The sequence below is a fragment of the Paraburkholderia rhynchosiae genome (assembly GCF_002879865.1).
GTDB lineage: Bacteria > Pseudomonadota > Gammaproteobacteria > Burkholderiales > Burkholderiaceae > Paraburkholderia > Paraburkholderia rhynchosiae.
This window is the reverse complement of the sequence record NZ_PNXY01000029.1, coordinates 1-11632: the sequence shown is the minus strand read 5'-3', so window position 1 is coordinate 11632 and position 11632 is coordinate 1. Positions and strand designations below refer to the sequence as shown.

The window sequence follows — 11632 nt, the reverse complement described above, 5'->3', positions numbered from 1 at the left end:
ACGGCTGAGTGGCACGATGTCCACTAACGTTGCTAGCGTCGATTTCATGTTCTTTAATGCTGCTAGCGCGTCCTTGCCGCATATGGGGGTAGATATGGCGTCCTCGGAGGAGATTGAGGCTCGGGCAGCGAAAATAGCGTCGGTGTTGAGACCTCTGGGGAACGGTGACCTTTCCCGGGAGCAGGCGAAACGCGCGGCGCAATTGCTCAACGTTCATTGGGCGACTGTCTATCGCCTGCGTAGGCGCTTTCTCGCAAATCCTGTGACGAGCACTTTACAGCCTTCGCCTTGCGGTCGCATACCTGGCGGGCGACTGGACGCTGCGGTTGAGACTGTCATCGAAGAAGTCGTGCACCAATGGTTACCCGCGCAACGGCAACTGGCTCATCCGGCAACCGATCTTGTCCTTGAAATAAAACGTCGATGTGCGGTTGTGGGCCTGAATTCTCCTAGTCGGTCTACGGTGGCTCGCCGATGGACTGCTTATCGGCAGCAGGATGCTTTGGCGCGGGCCGCACTTCCCGGATCGATGATTGCCCCCGGCACGTTCGGGGTCCGGTATCCGCTCGACATCGTCCAGATCGATCATACGCAAGCCGACATATTGCTGGTGAGCGAGTTGGGCGGGCAGATCATTGGCCGGCCTTGGCTGTCGCTCGCACTTGACGTTGCGTCGAGGTGCGTGCTGGGCTTCTACCTAGGAATGGAGCGACCCGGCGCGGCCACGGTTGGCTTGCTCCTCACGCGGGTTGCGTTACCGAAAGCGTCATGGCTTGCGAAGATAGGCGTAGAAGCGGACTGGCCCATGCGAGGCATTCCGCGAGTCTTGCATCTAGATAACGCGGCCGAATTCAAGAGCAGGGCGCTCCGCAGCGGATGCCGTGAATACGGCATTGACCTTATGTATCGTCCAGTCGGTAAGCCTCATTTCGGTGGCCATATTGAACGGCTGAACCGCAGGTTGATGGAGCGCGTGCGTGGGTTGCCGGGCGCGACGGGATCGTCCACAAAAGGACGCAAGGGTCGCCAGGCCGAGAAGACCGCCAGCCTCACATTACGGGATTTTGAGCGATGGCTGACGATCGAAATTGGAAGGCGGTACCATCAAAGCCCTCATCGCGGTTTGTCTGAGCTTCCCCCTGCCGAAAAGTGGCGCGAACTTTCCAGTTCGGCTGAATCTCGATATCTGCCCAGCGCACCGGATACGGAACTTCAATTTTTGATAAGGTTTCTGCCAGTTGAGACACGGACGATACAGGCGGACGGCCTCAACATATTTCGGATCCGGTACTGGCACCCGTTGTTCGCAGCATGGCGGGAGACACGCCGTGCTGTGACCGTCCGTTACCATCCCGAAGACCTGTCGCGTGTGTTCGTAAGTGCGGGAAAGAAGAGCTACATAGAAGTGCGTTACGCGGATTTGCGACGGCCTCCCATCTCCCTCTTTGAACAACGGGCAGCGTTGAAAGCAATCAGGGAGAGAGGACAGCGGACGATCTCAGAAAGAGGAATTTTTGAGACGATCATGGAGCAGCGCAGCGTGATCGAGAATGCGACGCGAGCAACACGAAAGCGTCGGCGATCCAGATCGCAGAGCATTCCTCCGGCGCGAGGGCTAGATCGACAGGGCGCCGAACAATCACCTGAACAGCGGGACGCGGACCAAGTGGATTATGACTCACCTGTGACCGCGTACGACGTGGAAGAGTGGTAAGGAGCCGACATGAAGCACGATGGACTGGCACACTTACATCCGGCTGCCAGAGAGCAGGCGCAGTTGGGAAACGAAGATCGTGTAAAAGGTCTCCTTCGTGACCGCTGGATCGACTATCCACGCGCGACTGAAGCGTTACAGGTGCTTCAGAGGCTTTTTGAGACACCACCACGCGACCGTATGCCATGCCTCTTGCTGCACGGCGATTCAAACATTGGGAAAACCAAGATTACCGCGAAGTTCAGACGCACCCATCCCAATGAATTTGATGAGAGACGAGGTGTAGAGCGGTGCCCGGTCGTTTCCGTCCAGATGCCGCCGACTCCAGACCAACATAGGTTCTATTCTGCGTTGTTATTCGAACTCGGTGCTCCACATAACGCTGCCGCGGGGCTGGCTACTCTCGAACGATTGGCGCGGGACATCCTCAGGCGGATGTCGCCGCAGATGTTGATCGTGGATGAGGTGCATCACCTACTTGCGGGAACGTATCGTGAGCAGCGTGCTTCTCTTGATCTGCTGAAGTTCCTTGCGCCATTTCGACAATCCTAAACGATGCAGCGGAGCTTTCTATCCGAAACGGCGACGAATTTATCGGCATCTCACATCTCCAGCGCGTCGCTCGCGAACATGCCTGATCTTGGGAAGCCATGGCCTGTTGCGCCGCGACCGTTTTTCGAAGAGGCATTTGGCAGTTGGCTAGGTCGGGTGGCGACGTGTTACCAGATCAGCGTGCGCACGCTGTGGGAAACGAGCACCGGGCTGGATCTGCCGAATCTTGGAAAAGCGGGGTGGATTTTATTTCCTCCAGTCTGCGCATCGGCGCTGCATCAACTCTCCAGCTTGGCTCGAGTGAGTGAGGGGAGGTTGGCAGCGATTCAGATGCCACCCGAATGGATGGTCCACCGGCGTTACCTTGTTTATTGCTTCAGGTGTCTCGTGCTCAACGATGCCGACGTGTCGGCCCCACGCTGGAAAAGGGAATGGCTCAATCCCGAAGCTGAATACTGCACGGCGCATCACAGCCTGCTGGAAACTGTCCCTGCATCAATATTTGAAAAATCCGCCAACTTCGATGCGGCGCTCGGCGCGATGTCCCGCTATCGAACTCCCCGATTTCCCGGAAACATTCGGCTACGCTAGCAGCGTTACTGAACGTGCTAGCGCCTATGTGAACACTGCTAGCGTTAATTGCGGGCGCCAACAGAGTCTTCGCCAATCGATCCGATGATGCTGATGGTCGCGCTGACCGATCTGCAGGCGGCGCTCTAACGATGGCAAGCAGTTCCCAACTGCTCACGCAGCCACCACAGCGCACCTGCTCCGATACGCCGACGTCTCCGGATTTCTGACATACGAGCGCACCCTTTCGTCTGAGCGGTGCCTAGGCGTGTCGTCGACCTCCTCCCAAGGATATTAAGCGCGATCTTTCGCTGAAAGTAGCCGATAGTCCGGCCTGGACCGACAATGCCGTCGCACAGCTACCGGTTCTGCCATTTTGGTATAAAATGGATGCCAAATGGCAGGGGGTGAAACCATGAACGTCATAGAGAAGGTGTCAGCCGATTCACTGCTGGGAGGACCGTCGGTATTTCCGCGTGCTCCCCGATCCGGCCTTGAATGGGTAGACGTGGTCCGCCACGGCATTTCGTCGCGGGCGCTGGACGCGATGCTCAGGTCTATCGGCCTTTCGCAAGCAGAACTGGCGCAGGCGCTCGATATCCCGGAGCGTACCTTGGCGCGTCGGAAGCGGGAAGGGGTTTTGAGTCGTGAGGAGTCAGCCAAGCTGCTGCGACTCGCGCGTGTCGCTGCGCGCGCTGCTGAGGTATTCGACAGTCTCGACCTTGCACTCGCCTGGCTTAAGACGCCTGTTGCTGCCCTGGAAGATGCCACGCCACTGAGTCTTGTCGATACCGACATTGGCACGGATAGCGTGATGGATACGCTGGGACGCATCGAGCATGGCGTGTTTGCATGATGTGCACTGCATGGCGGGTGGTGACTGAACGATATGCGGATACTGCTTTTTCTGGCGAAGGAGCGCGATTGTACGGTGGCCGATGGAATCCCAAAGGCGTCGCGATCGTGTATACGGCGCAGACGCAATCGCTCGCGTTGCTCGAGATGTTGGTCCAAGATTCACCGCTGCGTGCCAGCTATGTGATGATACCGGCCCGCTTCCCCGAGAAAATCGTCGAACGTATCGATTCCGCCAGTTTGCCTCGCGACTGGCGGGACATTTCAGCGCGGGCCGAACTGCAGCAGATTGGATCGGCGTGGGAGCGGAAGCGAACCAGCGCAGTGCTGGCTGTGCCCAGTGCGGTCGTTCCTGCGGAATCCAATTATTTGCTCAATCCCAGTCATCCGGACTTCGCGCTCGTCGTGGTTGGAGCGCGCGATGAGTGGTTGACCGACCCTCGGTTATTGCGGCGCGCGGCTGCAAAGGGATCATGACGAGCATCTCGTGTGGCGTTGGCAAGCGGACGATGGCGTGTGATCAACCAACCCTCCGGCCATCCCTCGCCGGGTGCCGCCCTTCAAGGTCCCGTTTTGTCAGGACCGAGCGTGACAGGGCATGACGCGAGAAACTAGAGTGGGGCGGCCAGCGGGCAGGCAGCGGAGGCGGGCGCCGTCCTTCCCGAGGGGCCGGGGAGAAGCGTGCGGACCTCTGAGATGGCAAACGCCTATCTCGGTCAAATGCGAATTTCCGGATGATTTGATGATGACGGTGCGGCCTGTCGAGTAATTCCGAGACCGGGCGGAGGATGCACCGTAGCACCTCTCAAACACGTCGGTCTGCACGTCATATTCGTTGCGCATGATGATCTTCCTCTCCTGCTGATACATTCTCTGAAGACGCCGTGAGCAGACCGGCCAGCGCTGTGCGTCCGCACGCGTCATCGATCCGGTCAGACGTCGCCGTCTTCCGCGGTCCCGCGTGCCGGTTGCGTCGTGCGCATCTGCGATGCCTCAACGTCCCAGATCAGTCCGTGTCCCGCTGCATAACACAATAGTGCCCACGCCGAATAGGGGATGTCATTCTCCATGCTGGTCCATCGCCGGATATGGCGGCCGCTCTTGTCCTTCAACCCCAGGTAAGCGGCGGCGGAACGGTCTGTCATCCCCGCCTGCCGCAGCCACGCGAATCGCGTCCGTCTGTTCAGGTTCGAGCCGCGATACGTCAATATACGATAGCCGCTGATAGATCATCAGCCCATACAGGTCAGCCAGCGGGCGCGCGCTTTTGCAGAGCGCGCCGTCCTCGCCGGGTGCCTGTCTGGTGCACCAGTAGTTGATTGCCTGTTCGATGTCGGCAATGGTCAGGATGGTCGTCATGGAATCCTCACTGGCCCGCGCAGACCGTGCGCGGGCGTTAAAGATCAGTCGGGCAGACGAGAGCTATTGCAGTTGACCACGCTGTTCGAGGGTCATCGCAACAGGCGCGCACGGCGGCACCCGCTCGAATTCAGTCAGGGCCGTGCGGGCGATCGCGCGCAACTCTTCTCGTTGCATGTCGATCGCGTTACCGTCGCGGTCAAGCATGCTGGCGATGCGCCTGAGCGCCTCGGCGGAACGGGCCGCAGCGTCAGCGGACAGGGCCATGCGGTACAGTTCGCTGCGCACAATACTTCGGTCTCCATACTGCCACATGGCAGGCAACGGCAGAAGGGAGGCCAGCCACGTCGGACGGGTGTGGAGCGTATCCATGCAAGTGTCTCCGGAGTCAGGATGACCCCGGCCCGCAGGCCGGAGTGGGCCGCAGCAGGCCATTTAGCCGCGCAGGCGGCGCAGTTGGTCGGCGAGCACCCAGAGAGCGCGATTAAGGCGGACGTTCTGGTCGATGCCGGTGACGGCGCGGGTCGTGGTGGCCCTGCCATTCGCATTGCGACCATGAAGACCGCCACGGACCATATTTTCCTGCACGCGGTTAAAGGTCGTCCAGAGGTCGGAGGCGCGATCCTCGACACGGCGCGGCGCGAGAAGCTGCCGTTCTGTCACCGGCGCGGGGCTTGCCGTCGTCGTATCGCAAGGCGAGCGCCGCACGGGCGAAAGCAGTCTGCTCGCCTTCATCTAGCACCGCAGCCGCCATGCGTTCGCGCTGCTGCGCGACGCCCTCGAAACTGTGGAGCACCCTGAATGCGCCTTCAATCACTTCGCCGACCACGTCGCCCTTGTGCGGCACGCGGATATCGCCGATGGTGTCGCCGCAGACCATGCCGTTCTGGCAGACAAAGCGGAACATGCCGGCGATCATCTGATAGCTGCTGCTGCCATCGTGACTGTTGAGCAGGATGATTTCGTTGGCCTCGCGACCACTGATCTGGTCCGCATGACGCAGGCGGAGCATGTGCTTCGTGTGCGCGCGGCGGTCCTCGTCGCGTACGCGGGTCTGACAATGAAATGAACGCGTCCCACCCTCGAATGGGGGAGCATAGGGTAAGGTGGATCCTCGCGGGCTAACGGTATCAATGTGCCCAGGTGAAAAACGCAAGCATTTCCCGGCAACCGGAGGATCCAGAAATGAATGTTACGCCTGTGGGTATCGATATTGCGAAGAGCGTGTTTCAGGTGCACTACATAGACCCGGATACCGGGGAAATTGTAAACAAGCCGATTAAACGATCGCAGTTTCTCGAGTATTTTGCGAATAGATCGAGATGCTTGATCGGCATGGAGGCCTGCGGCAGCTCGCATCATTGGGCGAGGCAGTTGACGGCCATGGGGCACGCAGTCAAATTGATGCCAGCCAAATTTGTTAAGGCCTTCAACATCCGAAACAAAAATGATGCGGCGGATGCTCGGGCGATCTGGTTGGCGGTGCAGCAGCCGAGCAAAGCTGTTGCAGTGAAAACGGAGATGCAACAGGCAGTTTTGATGATGCACCGCCAACGCGAGCAGTTGGTGAAGTTCCGCACGATGCAAATCAATTGCCTGCGCGGATTGCTGGCCGAGTTTGGGGAAGTGATGGGCGCAGGGCGGGTGGCGATGGCCAAGGCGATCCCCGACACAATCGCCCGTATCGAAGAACGTTTGCCAAAAGTGTTGATCGATAGTCTGCGCGATCAATGGTCGAGAATCGAAAAGATGGGCGAAGAAATCTCGACGATCGAAAGGCGATTGCGCGAATGGAAGAAAGAAGATCGAGCGGTGAAATCTATCTTCGATATCCCAGGCGTCGGTCTGCTGACGGCAACGGCAGCAGTTGCAATGATGGGCGATCCGAAGGCCTTCAAGTCGGGCCGTGAATTTGCCGCTTGGGCGGGGCTGGTACCGAAGCAGACCGGCTCGGGAGGCAAGGTAAGCCTCCATGGAATAAGCAAGCGTGGCGATACCTAGCTGCGTATGCTGCTGATCCACGGTGCAAGGGCCGTACTGACACACGCGAAGGTGCCAGCGCCGTGGATTGAGGAGTTGAAGAAACGAAGGCCACTGAACGTAGTTGTCGTAGCCTTGGCGAACAAGATAGCTCGAACTATTTGGGCCGTACTTGCTCATGGCCGCTCCTACGAAAGAGATTACGTAAGCGTGAAACCATCCTGAATACCGGAAGCATTTCGGAGAAGTTGCGTTTGGTATAGGCGGTATGCTCAAAGGTTGCGTTGGCAATCGAGTGTGATGACAAAACAGGTCGGACCGTGATTCGCGAAACCTGTATGGTCTGTCGAGTTCAAAGCTCGCTCTGGCAATGAGGCGTGAATCAGCGGATTTCATCGGGGCTCGCAGAAATATGTCGACTGCGATAAAGCCGGATATACAGCTGCAACCTTCCTGTCGATGTCGAAACACACGAAACACTGGCGCAAACGGGACGCGTTCATATACAGACCATGAAGGGCTGGAATCCTTCCTTGCGCAGGGCGTCAAGCACATCGACGGTCGGAATGTAGCTGTAGCGTGCCGAACGGCTTTCATGCGGCGCGTGCGCGAGGATCGCTGTTACTTTCTTTCAGCGATGAGCGGCTGCTGGAAGCCTATGAAATCTAATTGCGGGGATCAGCCAGTAATACGCAGGATTGACGGGACTTTGACGGCACTGTTTCCTGGCTTCCAGCGGTGGATGCTGCGGACTGGGGAGCGCTCCTGCGATGTCCGACGTGCGGACAATTATTGGCTGTTGATGAATGGGACAAGTATCAGATTCGCTTTTCAGTAAAAGTCAACGCTACGAAAGGCTGGAATACTTCAGACGAGGCTCTGCGAGAGAAGTATCTCGTTCAGTTGCGCGGGGAGAATGCGGCTGCAAAATGCATATTGAATGGCCGTAGAGCGCAATAAATCTGTCAATCCGGAATGCAGCCACGATAAGGCGATGAGCGCATGAATTGACAACATTATTTCCAGTCCGAACGAAATAAAACCGTCAATTCGCATAAGTCCGCATTAAATTCGTCAATTCGCGTCCTAGACTTCGAATTCCGCCCGTAAGGCATTGATCTTATGGAAAATTCGCTGCACATTGAGCAGCCGGTCCCGCTTGCCCGGCCGCGTGGCGCGCATCGGTTCGAAGTCTTCAGCCTCAAGCTGAACCGGAGGCTCACGTTTTACCAGCGTTCAGCGTTAGAACAATGGGTACTGATCGAAGCGGACCCCGCGGTCATCACCTTTTGCGAACGCCCGGGGTTCGTCCAGTCTGATGGGCAGCAGTACCTCGCAGACTTCTGGGTGCGTTACGTTGATCGACAGGAATTAGTTCTCCTATCTGATTCGGTCGTTGACGCGGCCGCGAAAACGGATGCCAAGCTTGATGCTACTGCGCTGACTGTCCGGTCGGTCAAGCCGGCCGACCTGGTGGCATCGCGCACATGGATTGAGAACTGGCAGCGCATGCTTCCTTGTATCGTCGCAACGCGCGGGCTCACGCTGCCCTCGTTGGTCAATGCCATTGAACGCTTCGTCGCCCGGCCGCGTCAGTTGCTCGCGATTGAGCGCGAATTCTCGACCGGCGATCCTATTCTCGTACGTGCGGCGGTTTTTGGTTTGCTGCACAGCGGTCGCGTGTGCGCTCAAGGTTTGCGAACTGACGGGCTATCGCTGCTTACCGAATTTGTCGCTGCGGAGAAATCGCATGAGCCGCCGAAAACCTGACTTTCAAGGACTCGACGTGACCGCGTGGCCCAGTGTCGCCTACACGGAGTTCGACGGGGAGGAAGAACGGCGTGCTTTTCAGGTGCGGATGCAGACAATCGAACGCTACGCGCGTGGCGAACCAATCAAGGATATCGAACAGGCGACCGGTATCAACAGGCGACAGATTTATCGCTGGCTCGAACGGGGTCTTTCACTCCATGCGGACGGACGCCTCTATGGATTTCGCGCACTGCTGAAACATGTGCGGATCGCCGAATATGTCCGCATGAGTCCCGTGACCGTGCGGGGCGAACGCGGCAGTCGCGGGACTGTTGGTGCCTTGTCGCAGCTCTTCGAACGTTACCCTTCACTCACCGCGTGGCTGTTGCTGCAGGTGAAGCAGCGCCGCGTGCTACTGCAGCAGATCGGCACCGATGGACGATTGCGCACACGTCTTCGGGGCCTCCAGGCGCTGCACGACGAATTTCTGCGGCAGTGTCGTGCGGTCGGGCTAACGGGGGCGGACTATCCGTTCAATACGGCGGGCCACGCTATCCGTTCGCTGTCGCAACGGTTGAAGGCAGAAATGCTGCGCAGCTTCGGCGGTGCCGCGCGCTCGGCCGGCGCGTCGCACCTCAAGGGGCTGCCACACCCAGACGGCGAAGCGGGCAGGCCCGCGGCGACACGTCCGTATCAGATGGTCGAGTTTGACGGTCACCGGCTCGATATCCGGCTTAAGGTGGTCGTGCGGGATCCGCTCGGATTCGAACACGAATTCGAGATGGAACGCGTCTGGTTGCTCGTCATCATCGACGTATGCACGCGCGCCGTGTTGGGCTATCACATCGTTCTGGCAAGGGAGTACAGCCGCTACGATGTCATCAAGACCATAGAGAATGCGCTGGAACCCCACCGCCCATGTACCTTCACGGTAGCGGGGCTCGATTACGGAACACACGACGGCTTTCCCTCGCAACGGCTGCCAGAACTTGCATACGTGACGTGGGAATGGATGCGGCTCGATAACGCCAAGGCTAACCTTGCCAACGAAACGTTGACCGCATTGTGCGAATTCGTCGGCTGCCTTGCTGACGCTGGACCGAAGTACAGCCCGGACGAGCGACCGTACATCGAGCGCTTCTTTGGAACGATTGCGAGCCGCCTGTCCTCGCGTCTGCCCGGCTACACCGGTTCGCATCCGCGCGATCTGCGCCGCGCGCTGGCGGACCCGAAAGGCAACCTGCGCCTTTACGTGTCGCTCGACGAGCTCGAGGAACTGGTTGAGTATGTGATCGCGAGCTACAACGGCACGCCGCACAGCGGTCTGAACAACGTCACACCGCTCGAGGCGATCGAATATTTTATCCGCGGCAGGCAGACGATGGTGACGTGGCTCTGCGAACATCATCGCCGCACACTATGCCTGATGCAATCGGCGCGCCGCTGCCGCGTGCGGGCTTATCTCGATCAGGGAGTACGTCCGCACATCAACCTGCACGGCGTGCGCTATACGAACGACGTGCTGGCAAGCAGCACGCGTCTGATCGGCAAGCAGCTGCTCATCTACCTGAATGCGGACGACCTGCGCTGCGTGCGTGCGTTTCTGCCGGACGGCACCGAACTCGGGGTGCTCGATGCGCAGGGAGCCTGGCGTGTGGTGCCGCACAACCTCAAGCTACGTCAGGAAATCCGCAAGCTGCGCGGCAGACGGCGCAGCCGCGCGGCGGCCGAGCCGAACCCCATCGAGGCGTATGTTCAGGCGAAGCTCGCACAGGCGAAGCAAACGCGCAAGGCGGCAACGGAACTTGCCCACGCCGTGCGGCTGCTCGCCTCCGCCCCGACCGTGCGCACGCCAGTCGGTCCCCCTCGTCCCGTTGAAATGGGAACGAGCGTAGATACCCGCAATTGACGGAACGGGCACGCGCCCTGATCGCCGTAACAGCGCCGGGCGCGATTGTGCCGTGGGAGAGATTGCGGCTGCCTCATGAGATCGATGGCTCGCACGGCAGTTTCAGGGCACCGCAGCGAGCCTGTACGCTGGATGCCTCGAACGACTACGAGGCGGTGCAGGCGTGGCTCGCGCTGCATGAAGCCCCTACCACCCAGCGCGCCTACCGCAAGGAGGCGGAACGCCTGATCCTGTGGGCGATCGTCGAACGCGGACGGGCACCGTCGTCGCTGACCACGGAAGACGCGATCGCGTACCGGGCGTTTCTGCGTCGGCCCACGCCTCGTGAGCGCTGGATCGGGCCGCCGCGGCCGCGCACAACTCCCGAATGGCGGCCGTTCGCCGGCAATCTGTCCGCGCGGTCCACTGCGTATGCGCTTTCGGTGGTGGGCGCACTGTTTCGCTGGCTGATCGAGCAGCGGTACGTCCTTGCCAACCCCTTTTCCGGGATCAAGGTACGAGGCCGTACACGGGTCACGCCGCTCGACACCTCGCGGGGTTTCACCGAGGGCGAGTGGCTGCTCGTGCGCGCCATCGCGGACGGACTTGAATGGTCATATGACTGGGCTGAGCCCGCTGCGCAGCGGATGCGTTTCATGCTCGACTTTTCCTACGCGACCGGATTGCGTGCGAGCGAACTCGTCGGCGCAACACTCGGTGATCTCCGCACCGATGAACACGGCGATCACTGGCTGCATCTGGTCGGCAAGGGCAGCCGGCCCGGCAAGGTCGCATTGCCGCCGCTGGCGCGTACGGCGCTCGATCAGTATCTCGTGCAGCGTCAACTTCCGGTCACACCGGCGCGCTGGGATCCGAAAACGCCGCTCGTCGCGAACCTCGAACAGGACAGCACCACGGGCATTACCGGAACCCGGTTATGGAACGTGATGCGACGCTTCTTC

9 protein-coding genes and 4 pseudogenes are annotated in these 11632 nt (G+C 59.4%); 9 read left to right on the top strand and 4 right to left on the bottom strand.

The window, feature by feature from the left end; genetic code table 11:
• Positions 1–16: 16 nt before the first annotated feature.
• From C0Z16_RS29205 to C0Z16_RS29185, 5 genes are all read left to right on the top strand, one after another.
• Positions 17–1714: a Mu transposase C-terminal domain-containing protein gene (locus C0Z16_RS29205; RefSeq protein ID WP_244201397.1), complete on the top strand. Its 1698-nt coding sequence runs from the start codon at positions 17–19 to the stop codon at positions 1712–1714.
• 9 nt (positions 1715–1723) lie between these two features.
• Positions 1724–2266, top strand: a complete 543-nt coding sequence (locus C0Z16_RS29200) for a TniB family NTP-binding protein (protein ID WP_244201396.1) — start codon at positions 1724–1726, stop codon at positions 2264–2266.
• Positions 2267–2344: 78 nt separating this feature from the next.
• Positions 2345–2857: a TniQ family protein gene (locus C0Z16_RS29195; RefSeq protein ID WP_175130750.1), complete on the top strand. Its 513-nt coding sequence runs from the start codon at positions 2345–2347 to the stop codon at positions 2855–2857.
• A 394-nt stretch (positions 2858–3251) separates the two neighbouring features.
• Positions 3252–3692: a type II RES/Xre toxin-antitoxin system antitoxin gene (gene parS, locus C0Z16_RS29190; protein WP_102635571.1), complete on the top strand. Its 441-nt coding sequence runs from the start codon at positions 3252–3254 to the stop codon at positions 3690–3692.
• A complete protein-coding gene (locus C0Z16_RS29185) occupies positions 3689–4168 on the top strand; it encodes an RES family NAD+ phosphorylase (RefSeq protein WP_244201395.1) in 480 nt (159 codons plus the stop codon). Before parS ends, C0Z16_RS29185 begins: the two co-directional genes overlap by 4 nt.
• Positions 4169–4750: 582 nt before the next feature.
• Here the strand turns inward: C0Z16_RS29185 and C0Z16_RS29180 are convergent.
• From C0Z16_RS29180 to C0Z16_RS39005, 3 genes and pseudogenes are all read right to left on the bottom strand, one after another.
• A complete protein-coding gene (locus C0Z16_RS29180; protein WP_102635532.1) occupies positions 4751–5050 on the bottom strand; it encodes a DUF3717 domain-containing protein in 300 nt (99 codons plus the stop codon).
• Between the two features lie 63 nt (positions 5051–5113).
• Positions 5114–5422 carry a hypothetical protein gene (locus C0Z16_RS29175; protein ID WP_102635531.1) on the bottom strand — a complete coding sequence of 103 codons (309 nt, stop codon included), beginning with the start codon at positions 5420–5422 and terminating at the stop codon, positions 5114–5116.
• Positions 5423–5485: 63 nt separating this feature from the next.
• Positions 5486–6110 (bottom strand): annotated as a pseudogene (locus tag C0Z16_RS39005) (DUF932 domain-containing protein); the annotation flags it as partial.
• Between the two features lie 125 nt (positions 6111–6235).
• Between C0Z16_RS39005 and C0Z16_RS29165 the strand changes: the two are divergent.
• Positions 6236–7255 (top strand): annotated as a pseudogene (locus C0Z16_RS29165) (IS110 family RNA-guided transposase).
• 283 nt (positions 7256–7538) lie between these two features.
• On the opposite strand, the pseudogene C0Z16_RS39745 reads toward C0Z16_RS29165, so the two are convergent.
• Positions 7539–7649, bottom strand: a pseudogene (locus C0Z16_RS39745) (DUF932 domain-containing protein); the annotation flags it as partial.
• Positions 7650–8152: 503 nt separating this feature from the next.
• Between C0Z16_RS39745 and C0Z16_RS29155 the strand changes: the two are divergent.
• The 3 genes and pseudogenes from C0Z16_RS29155 to C0Z16_RS29145 form a co-directional block, all read left to right on the top strand.
• Positions 8153–8800 (top strand): hypothetical protein, encoded by a 648-nt coding sequence (locus C0Z16_RS29155; protein WP_102635529.1) that lies wholly within the window; start codon positions 8153–8155, stop codon positions 8798–8800.
• Positions 8781–10691 (top strand): helix-turn-helix domain-containing protein, encoded by a 1911-nt coding sequence (locus tag C0Z16_RS29150; RefSeq protein WP_146014366.1) that lies wholly within the window; start codon positions 8781–8783, stop codon positions 10689–10691. The genes C0Z16_RS29155 and C0Z16_RS29150 overlap by 20 nt, the downstream gene beginning before the upstream one ends.
• Positions 10679–11632, top strand: a pseudogene (locus C0Z16_RS29145) (tyrosine-type recombinase/integrase); the annotation flags it as partial. The gene C0Z16_RS29150 and the pseudogene C0Z16_RS29145, both read left to right, overlap by 13 nt.

Coding starts and splice junctions, on each gene's coding strand:
- C0Z16_RS29180 (WP_102635532.1), bottom strand. CDS start 5,050: ATGACGACCATCCTGACCATTGCCGACATCGAACAGGCAATCAACTAC.
- C0Z16_RS29185 (WP_244201395.1), top strand. CDS start 3,689: ATGATGTGCACTGCATGGCGGGTGGTGACTGAACGATATGCGGATACT.
- C0Z16_RS29200 (WP_244201396.1), top strand. CDS start 1,724: ATGAAGCACGATGGACTGGCACACTTACATCCGGCTGCCAGAGAGCAG.
- parS (WP_102635571.1), top strand. CDS start 3,252: ATGAACGTCATAGAGAAGGTGTCAGCCGATTCACTGCTGGGAGGACCG.
- C0Z16_RS29195 (WP_175130750.1), top strand. CDS start 2,345: ATGCCTGATCTTGGGAAGCCATGGCCTGTTGCGCCGCGACCGTTTTTC.
- C0Z16_RS29150 (WP_146014366.1), top strand. CDS start 8,781: ATGAGCCGCCGAAAACCTGACTTTCAAGGACTCGACGTGACCGCGTGG.
- C0Z16_RS29155 (WP_102635529.1), top strand. CDS start 8,153: ATGGAAAATTCGCTGCACATTGAGCAGCCGGTCCCGCTTGCCCGGCCG.
- C0Z16_RS29205 (WP_244201397.1), top strand. CDS start 17: ATGTCCACTAACGTTGCTAGCGTCGATTTCATGTTCTTTAATGCTGCT.
- C0Z16_RS29175 (WP_102635531.1), bottom strand. CDS start 5,422: ATGGATACGCTCCACACCCGTCCGACGTGGCTGGCCTCCCTTCTGCCG.